Below are 20,476 nucleotides of genomic sequence, written 5' to 3' on the forward strand. Positions count from 1 at the left end.
TGAATTGTATCTTCTTAAATAAAAAGTATGTGATATTGGAAATCTATAAGCAAATTTCTCTATACAGTGAAATATACTATTTATCTTAACAGATTACATTTCCGTCTCACAATCACATAAAAATTTAAGTCGTTCCATCTTAAAATTTGCATTTGCCAGGATTTCCGGCCAAATCGTTACCATTTGGTAAATTTTATATTGATTCTCCTTGGGCAGACTATTCCAATTGACAATGGTTGGATCTGTTTTTTTCGTCTTGTCTTTCACATTTCCCTTTTTCCAACCAGCCCCTTTACGATAGCGACACCAATGAGTATGTTCATATGCAACAAGCATATCCAATTCTCTTTGTGTAAATTCTACAATAGGTGGAGTTTCCTTAACAGAAATAACATCATAGTTAATCGTCAGCAAAGCATTGGGAATATTTCTTGCCTGATTGCGAGCAGATTCTTTAAGATCTTCGTCAAGATCTTCCCATTTTTTTAGTAATTCAGAATCTATATTTGTATTATGATTATTGATTTCTCTATATTTTTCATGAATGGCAATTGCTAGACTTTCAATTTTCTCACTAAAAAAAGTATCATGCATCAAGTGGCGTAGAAATTCCTCTTCATCAACATGTAATTTCAGTTGCTCTTGGGAAGGCAAGTATGATTGTTCCCACTTTTTTGCATTGGTGAGCAGACTCATTTCCAGTATGGCTTCCATAGATCTTGATTCATGTTTATATCTTGGAATTTTAAGCATTGCCCGCAATACTCCATTATCAATTTGGGCTTCACCTTTATCTTTGATAAGGTGAGGTACTTTTCTCTCTAACAGGGCACGCAGCAACATCGCCCGGCGAATAATGAACAATTGATCGGTGTGCTGATTGGTCTGATTGGGCCCCAATATATTGACATAACCTCTTAAGCGGCTTAAGAAATCCGGCCCCTTTGCCCCTTTGAATTCTAGCAAAAAGCGTTTACGTTCCTGTTCATCTTCAATATCTTCGCCACAAAAGTCTTGCAGGGTACTGCTTGTGCCGCCAGCAAATACAAAGATCGCTTTACCAATCGAATGAAGAGAGTCCCCTTCCCTAAACACACCATCCTGCATAGGTGCTAAAAAGTATTTTAGCCAGCCCAGTTTTTCTCCAAAAGGAGAATCAAATTCATCAAAAAATACGAGGGGAAGCTTACCTTCCAAACACACATCTCTTACCTTGTGAAAGGCATTAATTAACTCTAGGGAAGTGCTTAGTTGGGATAGATTAAAATTCAGTTTCTTAATGAGCCTAGGTGCAATACTGGAGGCGATTTCTGTTACGCCAAAGGACTTTCCTGACCCGGGAGTTCCAAAGACTGCCATACACAACGGACGAGGTGCATTGGCTGTAGAAATATACTCCGTCATTAGGTTCTTAATACTTCTGTAACTTTCGATTTCTCCCCTATCCACAGTTTGTAAATTTCCAAACTGGGCAATTGGTATAAATTTAAGCGCATGTTGTACACCATTTTTAACAATGTTATATGCAATTTCCGCCAAGTTGGTTGAGCTGTTATCTTTGAGTATATACCAGCAAGATTGGCAGCTGACATTGTCTGCAAGCCGTATGACTACATCTTGTACATGTTCTTTATAAATAAAGTCATCTTCGCCTTCTAAGAAGATGTCAGGATTAGGAAAGGGAGCAACTCCGATATTTTTACCAAACCCTTCGATAAAGTATTTCTGCGCAGCAACAATTCCTTCCCGTATCCCTTCACCTATTGATGCCGCTAGATCTTCGTTATTCTCATGTCCCATAACAATACTGCGTGCAATTCCAGACACAAAGCATGAAGTAAAACCAGACATTTTTCCTTGACTATCCGTAATAAATTCTCCCTCAAACTCGTAAGGCAAAAAATATAAACACGATTCAGGTACACCCTCATTTTTATAATAAATGGCGCCTTCGAGCCCAAAAAGAACGACAAGGTGACGACATTGCGTCAGAAAAGCAAGGTTCGGACTATTGTTAATCTGCCACACGAAATCCTGTGCAGTCCTTTCCCAGGAAAGGCTTCTGCTAATGTTAACCCCTTTTGAGCGTAAATCATCACTATTGATAATAACGATCGTTTTATCCATATGATTCTTCTCGAGATTTTTCCAAAGAAGAGTTGTATTGATAGGATTACTCATTTTATATAAAATAATTGGTGTCTTATCAGGCATTTTTAAGGCTAGGGGCCAAAATTCTTCATTCGAATGATATCCGTTATTTTCATCATCAATGATAACCATCTCAGCATTTGCGTCATCATTTGCAATTGGCAGCAATTTAGGTTCGCCAGAAACCGGTCCTGCAAAACCAAGGAGACGTTTTACTCTGTACACTTTATCATTATTCTTTTTATTACCAAACATAGGAAACAGTTCTACTTCTGCCATTGCTCTAAGATATTCCTTTGATGCAATCGATTCAAGATCTTGTATGTGAGGAGATAATACACAAGATCCTGTTGCTAATGTTACTAACTTTGCTAATAACAGTGCTTCGCCTGGCATTAAAACACTATGTATGTTTAAACTATTTTGCCAATTCAGCCCTTTATTATTTTGAGGATCTGTGGTCCAATAAAGAGAGTTTATGCATATATCTCCAGATATAACAATTTTAAAATTATTACATTGCATAGTCATTACTCCTTGCAAGTTATTTTTCTACCCTTAGCTGGGCGTATAGAAGGACTTAAACATCCGATAAACACATTATATGTTAATTATTATAGAGTATCCACTTATTTCGCTTACATAAAAGACACTATTTGCTCAAATCAGCAAATAGTGTCTTTTATCTTTTACGATATAATTCATGTCCAAATCACATATGCAGCATTCAACATCCATATCTTTTCCTTCAAACATGCTTCAGGTTTTACTTATTCTTCTTGCCGCTTATAATGCTATTTATTTCTAACAGGAAGTGTACTTAGAAAATAGCAGGTTTCAGAATCAGGCACCTCTACCCTCAGACTGATTGCAGCATAATCTACGATACTTTTTAATTGCTGAAAATCTGTCTGTCTCTCGCTTTTAATCTGTTCACTCCAATCCGGAGGCTGCAATGCTTCACCAGCATGAATACGGTCAAACATGCAGGCAGCATGCAAATAAATACGGACAATGGCATCTTGTGATATTTTTCCATTGAAAAAGTAATGTTCAATTTTTTCAACTAACTCTTCACAACAAGCTTTGACTTGATCTACCGATAATGTCTTTACAAATTTATTAAGTTGTCCAGCAACTAATGAATATGCCTCACCCTTTGCATATTCATCTAGACTTATCTGATTTTCTTCTTCTATTAAGTCCAACTTTAGCAAGGCACAGATACGATTAATGCCATCTTGTGAAAATAATTCACTGACATGAATAAAAGGTATCGCTTCTAACCTTGGATCAATACTGCCAATAGCAATTCGCAGATTCTCTCCAACCTCTGCAGCCATCCCTTGTATGTCACTCATGGCCCCCGCCGTAATAAAGTTCATATTGTGAGTTTCCGGAATATTGTCAAGCAATATTTCTTTAATTTTTTTGGCTACTCCTTCACCGCTAGAGCAAGTAACTAAAATAATTCCTTTACCGTCTTTGCCATCAACTTGAGACTGTCTTTTCTGCCTTAAGGTCAAAGTATATTCATCATATGAGGTATAAATATTAGATACTGCCTGCTCTAGATTATCATCGGTTGTTAATACTCTCCTTCCCGCTTCCAAGACCAATGCAGTAGTAACATTGGGAATAATTCTTAGGGGAACACGAGTCGCTTTGGCAAGCATATTCTCCATTGTAACTAAGAAACCCATATCCACCAGTATAATAACTCCACGACCTTCATTGGCCTTTAATACAACCTCTTGTAATTCTTCCACCGTTTTTGCATTACTTTTATTTAAGGGAATATCATAGGATTTCACGTGATCTGTACCTAATAAATTATTGGCTACTTCCGCCATATTTTGCGCAGTTCCCCGCCCATGAGCCACAATAATCAAACCGATTCTGGATGTGGCGATATCATCAGAGCCATGAATTAAAAACATGGCAATAAAACCAATCTCATCAGGAGACATCGTGATACCGAGCTTTCTTGTTAAAACAGCAGCATTATCCTGTACTATGCTATATGCCTGCCCATGCTCTGCTTTGATGGCTTTAAGATTGGGATTATAAACGACGCGCCCTGATACAACCCGTTCCTTAAATTGCTGCAAGTGCAGTGCTAAGGCGACTAATGTCTTTCTTCCATATTTCCGATTCATCTTACCTGCCGCATCATTTAAAAGCAAATTTGCAGCTTCCCAAAAATTTTGTTGAATAATACTGATTGGCATATCGGAATGTTCAGGCTTGAAAAATGCCTGGACAACTGATTCAAAATATTTTTCTAAATCTTTTCCAACCTGATGTTCAACATCTTCATCCGACATTTGCATCTGCCGATGACTGGCAATTTTCTTATCAATAAAACTGTAAAGGTCAATGGGCAAATCATAATTATTGGATAAGTTTTGAGTTAAAGGCTGCCCTCCAGGTTCAACAGCAAGACCATCCTTAAAGAGTTTATTAATGGAAGCATCAATCACCTCTTGATGCCTGACCATGGAAAATATCCTTTGTGGTATCACATTCGTATCAATGGTTAGCTTATCCACTGCTGACGCCAAATAAGATAAATAGCTTCTTGCACAACATAACTGCAAATCATTGCGCAATTCACCAATATTAGCTGGACAATTATAATAAGTAAAGGTACGTAAGGCTTCCCCTGAAATCCAGATTGGCAAATCTAAACGTATGGCCTCTTGTTTTACAAAAAGAACAATTAAAGCAATTCTTTCTTTTACGGGTCTTTCGCTAATTCTAGGCAAGGTAATTTGTACTGGTATACGACGCCGAAATGTCATCAACAATGAACTGGAAATGTCCTCAGAAGTTGCACAGATCAGCATTACTTGCGCTTTTCGCTCTTCTCGACTCTCACCAAGCCTCCGATAGATTCCTTTGTCCACTAATGTAAAGAGTAGTTCCTGCCCGGCTGGAGGAAGCCTATGTATCTCATCCAAAAATAGGATGCCTCCACTTGCTCGATCCACCAGCCCCTCGTGTTCTTCATTAGCACCTGTAAAAGCACCTTTGACATACCCAAAGAGTTGGGAAAGCAGCAGTTGTGAATTATCGGCATAATCAGCACAACTAAAGGTAACAAAAGGAACCTTTTCATTCTCCTGCCCTCTTTGAGCCCATATTTGAGCTGCATACCGCCACATTGCTTCTGCCATTAAGCTTTTGCCGACACCACTTTCACCGCAAATCAAAGTATGCAGACCATTAGGCGGATATACTACAGCAGCTTTCGCCAGCTCAATTTGAGCCTTGATACTGCCTTTACTCCCAATGATATTTGAAAAAGGAATATCATGGTCAGCATCATTATTCTTATTTTCTGAATTTTTTAGAGGTGAGGCTTGCGCTTTAGCCTGATTTTTTCCATTCCTAATGGAAACGTACATGACTGGTCGTGTACCATTTTTTTCAACATAGCCTAATTTACATAATTTATTAAGATCTGCTGAGGCATCGCTGCGATGAATTTCTAGCTCCGCAGCGACGGCAGCAGCACTTACACCTGCTGATTTGTCCTTTTCGCTACCTTCTTTTGTGATACGTTCCACATATTCCAGCACCCTATCCATTCTAGCAGCCATTACTTTCACTCCTTACCTAAAAGACGCAAATTACGACACTGCTCTTTTTCCTTTGGCCCAGATGATCGATCTCTTTGCAATTTCTCTTCTAATACTATAATAATGGTTGCCAACAATCAATGCTAACATCAACCATTGGCAACCATTCATACGTGCAGCCTATGCCCCAACCAAAGGCACTCCATACTCATGAGCAATGTCCTTTAATTCCGCAAGTAATTTGTTAGGAATTTCAATTCCTTTTACTAAGAGACTTTGTTCTAAAATCTGCTCTCGTTCTCCCGGCAAATATATTTCACCAACACCAGCAGCTTTTTCGACAGCCTTGATTTCCTCACAAAATTTTTCAGTACGTTCATAATAGTCGGTCATGCTGATAAACCCATCGATTTTTATCACAATAATAAGATGTCCAACGTCAGCCTGATTATGTGTACCGCTATAGGATGCAACTTCTTGGCCAAAAGCAGCTCCTGTCAGTACGCCGCTTAAATGATCAACAGCAAGTGCTAATGCGTAGCCTTTAGGTCCAGCCATTGGCAAAATCATCCCTAGCAGTGCTTCTTCGGCATTCGTGGTCGGACGCCCTTCTTTATCCAATGCCCAGCCTTCAGGAATCGATAGCCCCTGTTTTGCAGCCGTAATAATTTTTCCTCTTGCAACAATACTGGTGGCTAAATCAATTATGACTGGATTTTTCTCTAACCGGGGAAACCCTATAGCAATAGGATTTGTACCCAGATAAGCTTCCTTGCCGCCCCAAGGGGGAATTGCCGATAACGCATTTGTGAAAACAATGGCAAGGTAATTCCGCTTAGCTGCCAAATCGCAATAAAATCCTGCCGTTCCAAAATGATTGCTTCCTCTGACGCCTACAGCACACAAGCCAAAGCTGTCTGCTGCTTTTATTGCCGCTTCCATCGCCTTGACCGCAACCACCGAGCCCAGCCCATTATCACCGTCCACGGCAAGTAGTGCAGGCCAAAGTTTGTTGATGGTAATGTCGGGTTGAGAATTTATCGATCCATCCTTTATTCTCATAAGATATCGAGGGAAGCGGCTGATCCCGTGTGTTCCAACACCCCACAAATCAGCCTTTAAAAGATTGTCAGCAACAATTTCACTGTCTGCAATAGGCACACCAGCTTTCACCAGTACCTGTACAACAAATTGATGCAGTGAACTAACAGAAAATATGTTTTGCTCGCTGCTCATACAATAATCTCCCCTTAACTCTACTCAATTATGAATCCGCAAGGTAGTAGTTTATTTAATAATGCCTAATGCCCCGCCAATCAATGCAAAAGCAAAAAGGCATAAGAGTACGTTAATAACACGATACCCCTTCATAATTGCTCGCCAGCTGACAATAGTTAGGGCTAAAGGCAATGCTTTGGGCACAATCTGATCAAATAATTCTTTAAAGACAATTTTCTTACCCGCTACCACCGTTTGCAAAGCAACATCAACGGTTATAAACTTACAAACCATGATTCCCAATACAAATAGACCCATGATGGAGAAGAAAGTTGTTAATTTTTTAAATAATCCGCCTTCCAGTATGGTTGTTACTGCAGTTGTACCCAGTTGATAACCTTTACGGATGCTTAAGCGAGTAATCGTGTAATCATACCCCAGCATACCGATTGCAAAAACCAATGGTCCCAAAAAGCTGCCAGTAGATGCCCACCCAAGGCAGATACCTAGTAATACGGGCTTATAGAGTGCCCCTGATATTGTATCGCCAATTCCCGCCAGAGGTCCCATCAAAGAACTTTTTAAATCAATAATCGTTTCTTCTGAGATATCCTCCCCTTTGGCTTTTTGCTCTTCCAGTGCGATAGTTATGCCATGAATAACGGCTCCCCAGCGAGGTTCCGTATTGAAAAACATCATATGCCTTTTTAAGCCAGCAATTACTTCCTCTGGTTTATCAGGATATAATTTTTTCATGATTGGACCGATCATAGATGCAAAGCCTCCAGCCTGCATTCTTTGATAGTTATAGGATAAATGACTCATTAACCACCAGCGCAATGTAGCCATTTCAATATCTTTTTGGGTTAAACTGACTCCTGTCTCTACTTTCTCTGCCATTATATTTCATCCTCCTCTCTCGCATTAACGACTACTTCTTTTGGTTGCAATGAAATGTAAATATACCCCATAGCAGCACCAATAAATGCCCCAAATAATAAATTATTCATACCCATATAAGCACTTACTGCAAAGCCCAGGCCGAAAAACACCAGTAAATCTTTACGAGCCATATATTTCAACAACATGGCAACCCCTACAGCCGGCAGTACTTTACCAACGGTGTTGAATCCAGCGATCCCCCAGGCTGGCACTGCAGCCAATAATCCGTCAATAACAGTTGGTCCATAAAAAGCCGCCAAAAAGGCAGGAACTCCTCTTACCAGTATTACGACAGCCTGAGAAGGTATCGCCTGTATAAGCATAATACCTCGAACATCGCCTTTTTCTGCATACTTATCCTGTATAGAAGGCAGCATAGAATTGATGGACATAAATAAAATCCAAGCATAATTACCAATAACTCCAATAGAAACTGCCACTACAACTGCCTGCTCCGTACTCATATTACTTTGTATGGCTACTGCCGTACCCAATAATCCTGCTGAATAAAGATCCGAGGGGTTGGCCCCCCCAGTACTGTTCCAACCTAAAAAGGCTACATTGATTGCGGCTCCGATAATCAATCCTTCAACTGGTTTCCCATAGATCAGTCCTACCCAGAACCCTGCCATCAGCGGTTCTCTAATTAACCACCACCCCAAAGGGTTTGATGAAGATTGCGCCCAAGCCAGCAATCCTACAAAAACAGCTTGAATCATAATTTTTCCTCCTTATTTACGACTTTAAAAACTTACGCTTTCCATTACTTTTTCGTATTCCATCGGCTTGTCTTCAGGAGTCGCCTGGAAAAATACATTTACGCCTCCGCTGCTCATCTCCGTTAGCATAGCAGCATCCTCTGGATTTAATGTCATATTCAAATAAACTGCTTTTCTCCCCGGTCCTGCACCCAGTCCGCCGATTTGCAGTTGTTCAATAGGAAAGCCTTTTTTCCAAACTTCAAGTGTGGTGTGAACATCTTTAAATAAAACCAATGCATTCCCTTCGCCCAGCTGATTTTTGTTCCATGCTGCTATAAACGTGTCAATACCCACTACACTGCATTTCACGTCAGCCGGTGTAGCCATTTTATAAATATTACTCATCACAGGGTCCTTCGCCAACGTATTATTGACAACAATGATCTTAGTGGCTTGAATTGATTTTAGCCACTTCGCCACTACTTGTCCATGAATCAGGCGAAAGTCGATTCTAATTAAAGAAAGTTTAGCCATATATTTCATCCTTCCTAACGGGTTTTATTTTTTTACAAATGGAATGCTTCGATTATTGATCTCACAAACTATCCAATTCCTGCACTTCAACCAGGATGTTTTGGCATCCATCGCGTCCTGCCTGAATCACGACCTTTGCTAACTCTTCCCCTCGCAGCCCCGTCCGGGCAGTTACGGCTTCAATAACCATACCAAGACTTAAGCCAGCAACCGCACTCACATTTCTAGTGGTTGAAATAGCTGCTGAAACATTAGCCGGAGTACCACCAAATAAATCGCTAATCAGCAAAGATCCCTCTGCCATGGACTCTAATACCCGATTAATCTCAGCCATAAAATCAGCCGGTTCCATGCCTGGCATCAGAGACAATGCTCTTACACTTTCCATTGGTCCCATGATCATTTCAGCACTTTTAACTAATTCTTCGCCAAATTTTCCATGAGTCACAATAACGATACCCGGGATACGTTCTTCCAATTCGTTATTGGAATCTGACACTATAATCGCCTCCTTATCTTACAATTTGCTTACTTACCTTGTTGACGTGCCTTTTGAATTGCCTCAACAAACTCTCTGGCAGCTAGTGTAACTTTGTTATAGTCACCATCTTTTTTATGAGCTTTCGTAACGTAACTGCCTACGCCGATCGCATCGCAGCCTGCATGAATCCACTCATGTACATTTTGCGGCGTTGCTCCACCAGTAGGGACAATTGATGCTTGGGGAATCGGTGCTTTGATGGTTTTTACATACTGAACTCCTAGGAAATCTGCAGGGAATAGCTTCACCATATCAGCGCCAGCTTCCAGAGTTTCCATCACGTCTTTAGGAGTCATCGCACCAACGATGGAAATAGCCTGATAGCGATTGCTTACTTTAACCATATCAACATTCAAATGAGGGCTAACCAAAAGCTCAGCTCCAGCTAGTATAGCCGCTCTTGCTGTTTCCGCATCTAAAATAGTTCCCGCGCCGATAACGACTTCACCATTTTTATACGTTTGGGATAAAGATTCAATAATTTTTAATGCTCCAGGCACACTCATCGTAACTTCCACTGCTCCAACCCCGCCTTTAATGCAGGCTTCAGCAATTTTATGAGCTTCCTCTGTATTATCACTGCGAATAATAACTACAATACCACCATCAATTATTTTACGTAAATTTTCAAACTTCTTACTCATCGTTAATTCCTCCTAATTTTTTATATTATGGTTTGACAACTGAATATTTAGGTTCAGAGCCGGATAAAACTCGTACTACTTCTTCTGCTGCCATGACGCCAGCACCCACAATTGCTTCATTCGTATACGCACCCGCATGAGATGTAAAAACTACGTTTTTTAGTTCCATCAAAGGAGATTCTTTTGGCGGTTCCTGAGCAAACACATCCAAAGCAGCTCCGGCAATTAATCCCTGAGTTAGTGCCTTATACAAATCATCTTCGACAATTAGTTCTCCTCTAGCCGTATTAATAATATAGGAGGTTTTTTTCATCTTGCGAAGCCGCTCTATATTAACCATACCAGCAGTCTGTGCCATTGCAGGTGCATGCAGGGAGACAAAATCCGCCTTTGCAAATACTTCATCTAGCGGCAAATAGGTTACACCATAATTGTCAATAAATTCTTGTCTAGGGTACACATCATAGGCAAGAATTTTCATACCAAAACCATAAGCACGTTTGGCTACTTCCCCACCGATATTACCCATTCCAATGATGCCCAGAACTTTTCCTCCCAGCTCAACACCAGTATGACGATACCAGCCTCCATTTCGTATGGAAAGATCCATCTGGGGAATTTGGCGAGCTACTGCCATGATCAACCCTATTGCCAAATCAGCTACTGACTTACTGTTGGCACCTGGGGTAATAGTAACCGCCACGCCATGTTCTTTAGCAGCATCCACATTGATCGTGTTGTATCCCACGCCTTGTTTCGCAATGACCTTAAGTGTCGGAGCCCCTGCAGCAATTACCGCTGCTGTGACTTTTTCACTTCCCGCAATCATGCCCTCGACTCCCTTAATCATCTCCAGGAGCTCGTTCTCTGTTAATGCACGATCATGAGGGTTTAATATCAGTTCATAGCCTTGTGCATTCAAAATTCTCATAGCCTCTAGTGAGCGAGAACGCTCTCTTGATCCTATCAGGACTTTTTTCTTCATGCAAGCAACTCCTTTTTTAGAAATATCTAATCTCTTGAGAAGTATATTTCCCTACAATTAGAATTCAGCTATATTATCATGCAATATTCATGCCACTACACATCATCCCGGATTCCTCTCCCAACTTTACATCGTTCACTACAGAAAATTAGAAAGTAGTGTAGCACTGCCACTACACTACTTTCTAATTTTCTGTATTCGGTTCATTACATATCACCATTAACAACCATTGCCAGTATATTTTTCACTTTAACGGAGGATACTCCCCTATAGTAGTACTCTTCAAATTTTTAAATATAAAGAAATATTTTACATTCTAGGAGTTGACAAAATGAACAAGGCAATATTGATGCTTTTTTCCATGGTATTACTATTTTCGGTCAGTGCCTGTGGTACTTTAAACGCTCCTCAGGAAAAACCAGAGGTAGGAACACCGCCGCCGATTGCCAGCCAGCCATTACCTGAACAAGAATCTTTGCAGCTTATTAACGAATTGAAACAGTTTAATGGCCAAATCGGTCTATATGCACGAAACCTTAAAACAAATCAAACGCTTCAATTTAATCAAAATATGATCTTTCCCACAGCATCCACCCATAAATTAGTCGTTGCAATTGCCATCTATAAATATCTATATCCAAATGCTTCAGTTAGCGAAAAGCAACACTATGATGAGAATATAAAACAAATGATGATCGTTAGCGATAATCCTGCCTTTTATGAACTTTTGGATATTATCGAAGCAAAGCAACCGGATGCACTTACTCGTGTGCTAACCGACCTAAATCTTGTCAATACTAGAATCCATAGCCGTGAGGCTTTCAAGGAATATGGATATCACAGTGTTACAACCCCTTATGAAATGTCGCTAGTTTTTGAAACAATCTATAATGAGACCTATCTTGGAAAAGAATTCTCATCCATTTTAAAAGAAGAGTTGAGCAATACCATCTTTCAAGAAGAAATTCCCAGATTCCTGCAAGGCAAAAAAGTGCTGCACAAGGTTGGGGAGCTGCCGGGAGTCCAATGTGATGTAGGTATTATTGACGACGGACAGAATGTGATTTTAATCAGTCTTTATACTACAACCAAACAGCAGCCGCCTTATGCCAGTAATTTTATTGCTGATATTTCGGCTAAAATTTATAATGCACTACAGTCCTCAAATCCTTAAGATTCACTTTTGGCAACCTAGCAGTATACCTATGGCTAATCTTAAGATTTTTAAATTTATTGTAACAGGGATATTGTGGATACATGAAATTTCTCCTTACCATAATTTTTTATAATATTTTATTCGTCTATTAACTTTATGTAACCATCGCAATCGCAGAAAAAAACACAACCAGCTAGTGGTTGCGCTTCATATAGAAAATTATTCAGATTTATTTGCTAGAATTGGTGGAGCAGCCTTTTTTTCTGCCTTTTTCTTCTTTTTTTCCTTGTTCTTTGGGCTTTTGTCTCCCATATCGAACATCTCCTTTTCTATCGTAAACCTAGGTTCATTATACCATAGTCTACCATTTTACAACGTTGCTTATACAATCACATTCAGGCATACTTCATTCCATCGACAGTTGAAACATGTAAATATTATGTTTTTCATCAAATATCTTACTATCTCATGAGATACCTGTCTATTCTGCATTAATCTAGGGATCATTCTGCTATTTCGGCTTTTTATGACTCGTTTCAACGGTTACATATACAAACCCGCCTCCAAGTCTAGTGGTTTCCAGCCAAAGACCCAAATCAAAAGTAAGTAAACGACCTCCGTCATAACAAGTAGCCAGATAACGATTCTCACTTTCTTTATAAGACAAAGACACAAGCACAATCCAATGCCAGCTCTCTAAGGATGTCACTCGTCCTTTTTGCAAATTCAAAAATGCAATAGGACAATCAGAAGCGAGGCCTTCGTTTAAGAATTTTATTACTTGAGAAAGTGATGCCCGCTTAAACTTAAATGCAGAAAGGCTAAGTTCATGGCACCGCCAACTTAGTTCATAATGCTCTGCAAGATCCTCTACTCCCCTGCAGAATTTCCTAGTGCTATTGAGCCCTAACAGCCACCCAGGTGTTACAAAATTCCACACATCCTCCAATATTTGAGTTATAGAGGAAATACTGTTGCTTTGGTATGGCAACGATCCAGCTTCACGTCTATTCAGATACAAAAGCAGCATGGCAGCAGCTGTAGGTCCGCAGCCTCTCGTCTTCTTAAAAGAAGTCTTATACCACTCTTGATTGTAACCATATAAAATAAGGTTACCCGTTTTTATCTGTAACCATTCAGGGTGCTTGATTTCCATCTTTCATTCCCCCTTCACTAGGCTTAGCAAAACCCAAATGATGCTAGTATTCATATTATATACTAAAAGCTATCAGAAACACTTACTTATTCATAGTATATTTAGCAAGTCACTATATTTATCTTGCAAATAAAAAAATAGCAGCAAAGAATGCTGCTAACAATGCTTAATTGCCTCCTCAAATATATGAAAAGCAAAACTTAACTGCTCTGTTGTTACAATGAGCGGTGGATGCCACGTAATACAGTTTCCAGACGATACCTTAAAGGATAGTCCATGTTCTAGGCAATAATAGAGTACCTTTTCAGCAAGCTCATCATGCTTTTCTTTTGAATATCGATCTTTCACGAGTTCAAAAGATATTAAAAGACCAGCTATACGATAATCTCCAATACAGTCATATTGATCATAGAGTTTTTTTGAATATTGCAGGACAAATTCCGATTGTTTTTTACAATGATCTAGCAGCTTATGCTCATCAATATATTGAATGACAGCACAGATTGCCGCACATCCCACTGCGGGTTTTTCATGAGTGTAATGACCAAGTGAGATATCCTGAGCATTATCATATTTGGATTTAATGAGGATTGCAGCTTGTGGTATGACTGCCCCACCAAGTCCTTTTCCCAGTACAAGCATGTCTGGCTCAACAGCAAAATTTGGGTGCACATAAAACATCCCACTTCTACCAAGGGCTGTTGGAATTTCATCGAAAATTAGCAGTATGCCGTTTTGGTCACAAATTTCTCGCAGCCTTTGAAAATATATAGTAGGAGGAATATGGGTATCGGTTGCTCGAATCGGCTCTAGTATGACTGCACCGATATCGCCTTCATTTTTGATAATATATTCAATATAATCCAAAGAAAACTTCGCAACCGTTTGTGGACAAGAACTATTCATAAGATTTCGATACGCATTATATGGTATTGCTCGTATGCATCCAGGCATAAGAGGTCCCATATCCTGCCTGAAAATCGCCTCTCCCCCCACAGAAATAGAATCCAGCCCAGCCCCATGAAAGGATTCCCACATGGATATCACTTTATGTCTACCTGTAATTTTACGGGCCATTTTAAGAGCAATTCCTACAGCAGCACTGCCTGACGGGGTAAATAAAACCTTATAATCTTTTGATATCGTTTTATCAATCAATGCTTTAGCTGCTGTTATGACTATGTCAGATGTATATCTTCTAGGTATGAAGGGCAGTTTATCTAACTGTTTCTTAACCGCTTCCATTACATACGGATTCTTATAGCCAACCTGATGGATACTGTTTCCATGAAAATCAAGATACTTTTTCCCATTCATATCGGTTATATAACATCCTTCTGCATCTACAATCACATTCATGCAAGGTGTGGACATGGATTGTTTTATAAATACATCTTCATCAGCTTTTAATACCCCTATGCTTTTTTCATCAAGAGCCTTAATCCAGTTTTTTCTTTGCTGGCTAGAATTAACATCGCCTTCTCTGTTTATTTCAGTTTTATTTGGCATTTGGTCTTTTTCCTTGTCCGAGGAGTGTATTAATTCTTGCAATTAATTGAGGAAGTTCGTTCATGGTCTCTATGGTAAAATCTGCACCATAGGTTAAAAATGTTTGCTCTGTATTTATAATGACTTGTCTTTTTTCTGCCTCCGTTAACCTTTCAAATTCATCATAGCTGAGCCCCATCTGAGAACTCCCGACAACTACTCCTACAGACCACACTCCAGCATTCAATCCTTCTTCAATATCCGCCGCCGTATCGCCAACTTTAACCACTTTCCATGGTACAGACAGTTGCAAAGCCTCCATATTTCTAAATATCATATATGGATAGGGCCTTCCATAGGAATTTGTAGAATCAGGTGTAATCCAAAAATCAGGTTCATAACCTTTTTCTTTTGCACCTGCAGCTACTATCTTCATCATAGAGTCCGTATAACCTGTTGTTGAGCCAATTTTCAGCCCCTTTTCCCTGAGTTTCTGTACTGTTTCTACTACCTTAGGCAGAGGTCTTGTATATTCTGCAAGAGACGCAAGAAGCAACGATTCAAAGCTTACATATAGCTCATCAATATCCTGTTCAGTAAAACATCTACCATATTTCTCTTCCCATATTCCGCTAATTCTTGGCATTTCCAGCATAGCCTTAATATGGTCTCTTTTAAGCATGCCCATTGGAACTCTCGCTTCATCAATAGTTACTTCTACATCTGCAGCTTTAAAAACCTTAATAAATACATTAACAGGTGCAAAGCAGCCAAAATCAACTGTAGTTCCAGCCCAGTCCAATATAATGCCCTCTATTTTACTCATCAATCTATGCCCTCACATATCCTTTGATTATATCGCATAGCTGCAGAATATCCTGCTCGTATATTTCACCAATATTACCAATGCGGAAAGTATCTACATCTGTCAGCTTACCAGGGTATAAAACAAAGCCTCTTTCTTTAACATGATGATAAAACGTGTTAAATTTAAAATCCGCTGTTGGAAATCGAAATGTAGTGATGATAGGAGATTGAAACGCTTCTCCTATATATGGAACAATACCAATACTTTTAAGTTTTGCTCGCAAAAGTCTATTGTTTCTTTCATAACGCTTATTCCGTGCGAAGACGCCTCCTTCTTCTGCTAATTCATCAAGAGCCTTTGAAAAAGCGGCAACTACTTGGGTTGGCGAGGTATAGCGCCACTTGCCATCCTTATCCATATGTTTCCATTGATCATATAAATCTAAGGATAAACTTCTTGCGTTACCTTGGCACTTTAAAAGTTCTTCGAGTTTAGCCACTACGAAACAAAAGCCTGGCACCCCCTGAATGCATTTGTTTGCACTGCTTATTAGATAATCAATACCTAAATCCTGAACATTCATTTCAATTCCGCCAAAACTACTCATAGCATCAACAATTAAAGTTTTACCATACGCTTTAGAAATATCAGCTATATCTTGAATCGGATTTAGGATGCCCGTTGTTGTTTCGCAGTGAACCATTGCGATATGGGTAATACCCATATCATTTTCAAGAATATTTTTTATGTCATTAGCATCAGGAATCATATCATATTGAACACGATGAACAACATGATTCGTACCAATGCATTTTGCCATAGCTACCATTCTTTCTCCATAAGCACCGTTAGTAATTATAAGGCATTTCTCTTCCTTACTGATGCATGTCATTAATACAGCTTCTACGCCGAAACTTCCACTCCCCTGCATCAGCACTGTAGTATATACATTCGGCGATACTGATGCTATCTCAAGAAGTTGACCTCGAATCTTTTGTGTTATGTTTTTATATTCCTCATCCCAGGTACAGCGGTCAAAGAGCATTTCTTTTTTAACGCCACTTGTCGTTGTCAAAGGCCCCGGGGTTAAAAGTTTATAACCTATCATCTAACTTTCCCCCTCCATTTCTTTCTATTATCTATTTTGCAGCTTTGAAAAACTCCTGATGAGCTTCAAGAAGTTCTACTGTCAATGGTTTCGCGAAGATCTTTGGATTGCCAGCCTTATTTACATCCGTTACGATTTCACCCTGATATAGGGCTACAGGATAATCCTTAATTAATTCAGGTCTGGCTTTTTGAATAATCACCTTTGCCATGTCCATAGCAAGCTTCGTAGTAGCTGTATCTGCCTTTTTAACGACTGCAATGGATTCTGTAAGTGTGTAATTCCCCTCTATTGGATCAATATAATCGATCGGCTTTCCAGCAGCCTTATCAGCAACGGCTTGATGACGCAGTCCAAATCCTACTGCAACTTCTCCCACTCTTACCTTTTTAATTGGACCTGAACCGGAAGTCTCAATATGAGGACCACAATTTTGAATCAATTTATTAAGTACTACTTTACCTTCCACTTCTCCATATTCGCTGATAATCGCCTGGATCAAAAGCCATGCCGTGGAAGAATTCATTATGTTAGGAATGGAAACTAGCCCTTTATATTCATCCTTAGTTAAATCTTTTATTGATTTTGGCATAGCTAACCCTTTATCCTTTATAACCTGGGTATTAATAAATATGGCGCCTGTATTTGCTAGCATCGGAGTATAATATGCTGGATACTTTTCAAGTGCTTTCGTTTCAAAATTCAAATCAGCAAACATTTTATGCTTTTGTTGAGCACTTTCTACAAAGTAAGAACTCATTGTTACTAAATTGGCTTCAATTTTGTCACCTTCAGCCATAAGCTTGCCACCAAGTTCAGATGTACCCATGCTTTGCAGCACATATTTTCCTTCATATCCTGCAGTATTAAGGCTATTTTGCATGGCTTGTACCGCTTCTTTATCTGCATTAGTATAGATAACTACTTTTTGTGGGCTATTGTTACTTGCGCACCCTACCAAGCCAATTAACATCGAAGCTAAGATGAAGCATAGAGTAAGATTCTTAACTTTTTTTTTCATAATACGATCTCTCCCTTTTTATTACAGTTCTTTTTTATTTATTATTTCATCCACGTTGGTTAGTGAATGATAGCTTTTTATGCAAAAATACACTAAAAATTTTCATACCTATATTGGTTAGAAAAATAAGGATTGATAAGACAAATATTTCATTAAAATTTGCAAAATGCTGAAGCTCTTTTATTTTGCTAGTGACAACCGAAGTTCGTGCAGTTACTAGAAAAATAATCGCACTAATGGTAACCATAGCATTTATAAAATAGTAGCCAAACATCTCCACCAGTGTCGATATGGAATTCGGAATAATAACCCTAATGATCGTCTTGATCCAAGTGTCACCCATTAACTCTCCTGTAATCTCCCAAGATGGGTTCATTTTGGCAAGGGAATTCTTCGCCATAAGATAAGGGGTCGTAAAGAAGTGTACTATATTGCAAATGATGATTATAGCAAAGGTACCTTTTAGATCACTGCTATTAAACAGCAGCAAATACGCTAGTCCTAAAACCATCCCTGGTACAGTATTCGTTATCATGGAGAACACATCAATGCTCAATTTCACTTGTTTACTAATCGGAGTACGAACATTTATGATGGCCGCACTATAAGAAATAATGGTTCCAAGCAAGGCAGAAGCGATAGCAACGAATAATGAGTTGTGGTATACATCCATTATTGATGTAGAAAAAAGAGTATCTTTAAAAAAGCTAGTGGTAAAACTCATATCATAGGGGAAATTTTTTACAAATGGGGTTATGAACATAACTAGAAAGATTAGTATAATACTAAGGATTGTTGTCATGGAAATACTGGCTAAATAAATATCACGCATCCTATTCTTAACAATCCCTATATTCGTAAACTTATCATAATGAAAATTGAATCTTTCAAGATAATTTAAAAACAGCACTCCAAATATTGCTGGCATAAGCATGATCATGGCTATTGCTGAGCCACTATTAAAGTTTGGAATGGCACCTAACATCACCTGATATAACTGAGTTGCAACAACACTATAGGTCCCTCCCACCGAGGCAGGTATTCCAAAATCAGTGAAGCTTAAAATGAAAGCGATCACAAATGCGCCTCCTAAAGTACCGACCAATGGGCGGAGGATTGTATTTGTAAAACTTCTAAAAAATCCATCCCCCATTAGAGTAGAAACAATAATGAATTTTTTATCAATATAGCCGAAAGAATTATTAATCAGCAAAAATGCTGAGGGTAAGGTATAAATAACATATCCCATTAAAAGTCCATTAAAGCCATAAATCGAGAATAGTTCTCTACCAAAAAGCTGTGTTAATAAGCCTTGTTTCCCAAAAGAGTATATAATGGCAAAGCCATAAGTAATCGTTGGCAGCAGCATCGGCAATACTATTCCAACTTTTATAATTTCTTTTAGCGCTTTATATATCTTTGTACAGTTTACGGCGTAGGCAAGAATAAAGGCCAAAATGGTTGATATTAATGCCGTAAGCGCTGAAACATATATACTATTTTTGATTGCAATTAAAATATCTTTATCACAAATTACAGAAATATAATTGGAAATACCTATGCCATGCCCCGTTCTAACAGAGTTCATCAGCAGTATAAATAAAGGAGCGAAGAGAAAGACAGCAAAGAATATTGCAACTGTTATATAAATAAGTTGTGTTTCTAGTCTTTCTTTACGCATGGCAGCCTTCAAATAAATTATAAATGTTATCCCTTTTTATTCTTAGTTGACGCAAGATAAACTCCTCCACAAAGTTATTTTGAGGCTGATGAATTACCTGTTTAGGTGTGCCAAATTGCGAAACTTTTCCTTGATCAATAATTAATACTTTATCCGACATGGTCAGAGCTTCTTCTGGGTCGTGGGTTACAATGATAGTGGTCAAATGATACTCTCTTGTAATGGCTTTAATTCTGTCCTTAATGGTTTCCTTTATGACGCCATCAAGAGCACTTAAAGGCTCATCCAAGAGAAGTATTTTAGGCTTCGTAGCTAAAGTACGAGCAAGTGCTACCCTCTGCTTTTGCCCACCGGATAGCTGACTAATCTGTTTGGACAAATGAGGCTCTAACTCTAAAAAATCAATTAGTCCATCAAGTTCCTCCTTGCTTATTAAATCAGGCCTATTTTTTACTCCATAAATAATATTTTTATAAGCATTAAGATTGGGAAAAAGCGCATAATCTTGAAAAACAATATTAAAGCCGCGCTCTTTCATTGATACTTTGCTTATGTCTTTGTCATTAAAAATGATTGTGCCGCTGTCCATTGGTGTCAAACCCAATATTATATTAAGCAATGTAGTTTTACCACTTCCGCTAGGTCCTAACATAGAAACAATCTCACCATTGGCAATTTCGACATCAATTCCATTTAGCACTACTTTGCCATCAAATTGTTTCCGTACGTTTTTTAATACTAACAAAAAATTCACCCCC

17 protein-coding genes are annotated in these 20,476 nt (G+C 38.9%); 1 reads left to right on the forward strand and 16 read right to left on the reverse strand.

Annotated elements, in window-relative coordinates:
- Window positions 1-93: 93 nt before the first annotated feature.
- The 9 genes from JBW_RS15730 to JBW_RS15770 all read right to left on the reverse strand — a co-directional run bounded on the left by JBW_RS15730 (window position 94) and on the right by JBW_RS15770 (window position 11,300).
- Entirely contained in the window at window positions 94-2,676 is a 2,583-nt protein-coding gene (locus tag JBW_RS15730) for a hypothetical protein (RefSeq protein ID WP_007958150.1), read from the reverse strand.
- Between the two features lie 269 nt (window positions 2,677-2,945).
- Window positions 2,946-5,756, reverse strand: coding sequence for a sigma 54-interacting transcriptional regulator (locus JBW_RS15735; RefSeq protein ID WP_007958152.1), 2,811 nt, complete (start codon window positions 5,754-5,756; stop codon window positions 2,946-2,948).
- Between the two features lie 159 nt (window positions 5,757-5,915).
- Window positions 5,916-6,971: an Ldh family oxidoreductase gene (locus JBW_RS15740; protein ID WP_007958154.1), complete on the reverse strand. Its 1,056-nt coding sequence runs from the start codon at window positions 6,969-6,971 to the stop codon at window positions 5,916-5,918.
- 51 nt (window positions 6,972-7,022) lie between these two features.
- Complete coding sequence (locus JBW_RS15745; RefSeq protein ID WP_007958157.1) at window positions 7,023-7,853, reverse strand: PTS system mannose/fructose/sorbose family transporter subunit IID; 831 nt, start codon at window positions 7,851-7,853, stop codon at window positions 7,023-7,025.
- Window positions 7,853-8,614 (reverse strand): PTS mannose/fructose/sorbose/N-acetylgalactosamine transporter subunit IIC, encoded by a 762-nt coding sequence (locus tag JBW_RS15750; RefSeq protein ID WP_007958167.1) that lies wholly within the window; start codon window positions 8,612-8,614, stop codon window positions 7,853-7,855. The genes JBW_RS15745 and JBW_RS15750 overlap by 1 nt, the downstream gene beginning before the upstream one ends.
- Window positions 8,615-8,638: 24 nt before the next feature.
- Window positions 8,639-9,130, reverse strand: coding sequence for a PTS system mannose/fructose/N-acetylgalactosamine-transporter subunit IIB (locus JBW_RS15755; protein ID WP_007958177.1), 492 nt, complete (start codon window positions 9,128-9,130; stop codon window positions 8,639-8,641).
- A gap of 61 nt (window positions 9,131-9,191) precedes the next feature.
- Window positions 9,192-9,629: a PTS sugar transporter subunit IIA gene (locus JBW_RS15760; RefSeq protein ID WP_007958179.1), complete on the reverse strand. Its 438-nt coding sequence runs from the start codon at window positions 9,627-9,629 to the stop codon at window positions 9,192-9,194.
- 29 nt (window positions 9,630-9,658) lie between these two features.
- Window positions 9,659-10,315 carry a bifunctional 2-keto-4-hydroxyglutarate aldolase/2-keto-3-deoxy-6-phosphogluconate aldolase gene (locus tag JBW_RS15765; protein ID WP_007958181.1) on the reverse strand — a complete coding sequence of 219 codons (657 nt, stop codon included), beginning with the start codon at window positions 10,313-10,315 and terminating at the stop codon, window positions 9,659-9,661.
- Between the two features lie 25 nt (window positions 10,316-10,340).
- Window positions 10,341-11,300 (reverse strand): phosphoglycerate dehydrogenase, encoded by a 960-nt coding sequence (locus JBW_RS15770; protein WP_007958183.1) that lies wholly within the window; start codon window positions 11,298-11,300, stop codon window positions 10,341-10,343.
- A gap of 331 nt (window positions 11,301-11,631) precedes the next feature.
- Between JBW_RS15770 and JBW_RS15775 the strand changes: the two genes are divergently transcribed.
- The gene (locus JBW_RS15775; RefSeq protein WP_007958185.1) at window positions 11,632-12,474 is read left to right on the forward strand and encodes a serine hydrolase; all 843 of its coding nucleotides are present in this window, start codon (window positions 11,632-11,634) and stop codon (window positions 12,472-12,474) included.
- A 493-nt stretch (window positions 12,475-12,967) separates the two neighbouring features.
- Here JBW_RS15775 and JBW_RS15780 read toward each other — a convergent pair whose 3' ends face one another.
- The 7 genes from JBW_RS15780 to JBW_RS15810 all read right to left on the reverse strand — a co-directional run bounded on the left by JBW_RS15780 (window position 12,968) and on the right by JBW_RS15810 (window position 20,463).
- On the reverse strand, window positions 12,968-13,612 hold the full coding sequence (locus JBW_RS15780; RefSeq protein WP_007958192.1) for a hypothetical protein: 645 nt from the start codon (window positions 13,610-13,612) through the stop codon (window positions 12,968-12,970).
- Window positions 13,613-13,768: 156 nt separating this feature from the next.
- Window positions 13,769-15,121, reverse strand: coding sequence for an aspartate aminotransferase family protein (locus JBW_RS15785; RefSeq protein ID WP_007958194.1), 1,353 nt, complete (start codon window positions 15,119-15,121; stop codon window positions 13,769-13,771).
- Entirely contained in the window at window positions 15,111-15,926 is an 816-nt protein-coding gene (gene phnX / locus JBW_RS15790; protein WP_007958197.1) for a phosphonoacetaldehyde hydrolase, read from the reverse strand. The genes JBW_RS15785 and phnX overlap by 11 nt, the downstream gene beginning before the upstream one ends.
- A 4-nt stretch (window positions 15,927-15,930) precedes the next feature.
- Complete coding sequence (phnW, locus tag JBW_RS15795) at window positions 15,931-17,016, reverse strand: 2-aminoethylphosphonate--pyruvate transaminase (protein ID WP_007958199.1); 1,086 nt, start codon at window positions 17,014-17,016, stop codon at window positions 15,931-15,933.
- A 31-nt stretch (window positions 17,017-17,047) separates the two neighbouring features.
- Window positions 17,048-18,037, reverse strand: a complete 990-nt coding sequence (locus tag JBW_RS15800) for an extracellular solute-binding protein (RefSeq protein WP_007958200.1) — start codon at window positions 18,035-18,037, stop codon at window positions 17,048-17,050.
- A 46-nt stretch (window positions 18,038-18,083) separates the two neighbouring features.
- Complete coding sequence (locus JBW_RS15805; RefSeq protein ID WP_007958201.1) at window positions 18,084-19,718, reverse strand: ABC transporter permease subunit; 1,635 nt, start codon at window positions 19,716-19,718, stop codon at window positions 18,084-18,086.
- On the reverse strand, window positions 19,711-20,463 hold the full coding sequence (locus JBW_RS15810) for an ABC transporter ATP-binding protein (RefSeq protein ID WP_007958202.1): 753 nt from the start codon (window positions 20,461-20,463) through the stop codon (window positions 19,711-19,713). Before JBW_RS15810 ends, JBW_RS15805 begins: the two co-directional genes overlap by 8 nt.
- Between the last annotated feature and the right edge of the window lie 13 nt (window positions 20,464-20,476).

Origin of the sequence: Pelosinus fermentans JBW45 (genome assembly GCF_000271665.2) — a bacterium.
Taxonomy (GTDB): domain Bacteria; phylum Bacillota; class Negativicutes; order DSM-13327; family DSM-13327; genus Pelosinus; species Pelosinus baikalensis.

Coding starts and splice junctions, on each gene's coding strand:
- JBW_RS15785 (WP_007958194.1), bottom strand. CDS start 15,121: ATGCCAAATAAAACTGAAATAAACAGAGAAGGCGATGTTAATTCTAGC.
- JBW_RS15735 (WP_007958152.1), bottom strand. CDS start 5,756: ATGGCTGCTAGAATGGATAGGGTGCTGGAATATGTGGAACGTATCACA.
- JBW_RS15775 (WP_007958185.1), top strand. CDS start 11,632: ATGAACAAGGCAATATTGATGCTTTTTTCCATGGTATTACTATTTTCG.
- JBW_RS15730 (WP_007958150.1), bottom strand. CDS start 2,676: ATGCAATGTAATAATTTTAAAATTGTTATATCTGGAGATATATGCATA.
- phnX (WP_007958197.1), bottom strand. CDS start 15,926: ATGAGTAAAATAGAGGGCATTATATTGGACTGGGCTGGAACTACAGTT.
- JBW_RS15765 (WP_007958181.1), bottom strand. CDS start 10,315: ATGAGTAAGAAGTTTGAAAATTTACGTAAAATAATTGATGGTGGTATT.
- JBW_RS15805 (WP_007958201.1), bottom strand. CDS start 19,718: ATGCGTAAAGAAAGACTAGAAACACAACTTATTTATATAACAGTTGCA.
- JBW_RS15745 (WP_007958157.1), bottom strand. CDS start 7,853: ATGGCAGAGAAAGTAGAGACAGGAGTCAGTTTAACCCAAAAAGATATT.
- JBW_RS15755 (WP_007958177.1), bottom strand. CDS start 9,130: ATGGCTAAACTTTCTTTAATTAGAATCGACTTTCGCCTGATTCATGGA.
- JBW_RS15780 (WP_007958192.1), bottom strand. CDS start 13,612: ATGGAAATCAAGCACCCTGAATGGTTACAGATAAAAACGGGTAACCTT.
- JBW_RS15800 (WP_007958200.1), bottom strand. CDS start 18,037: ATGAAAAAAAAAGTTAAGAATCTTACTCTATGCTTCATCTTAGCTTCG.
- JBW_RS15740 (WP_007958154.1), bottom strand. CDS start 6,971: ATGAGCAGCGAGCAAAACATATTTTCTGTTAGTTCACTGCATCAATTT.
- JBW_RS15750 (WP_007958167.1), bottom strand. CDS start 8,614: ATGATTCAAGCTGTTTTTGTAGGATTGCTGGCTTGGGCGCAATCTTCA.
- JBW_RS15770 (WP_007958183.1), bottom strand. CDS start 11,300: ATGAAGAAAAAAGTCCTGATAGGATCAAGAGAGCGTTCTCGCTCACTA.
- phnW (WP_007958199.1), bottom strand. CDS start 17,016: ATGATAGGTTATAAACTTTTAACCCCGGGGCCTTTGACAACGACAAGT.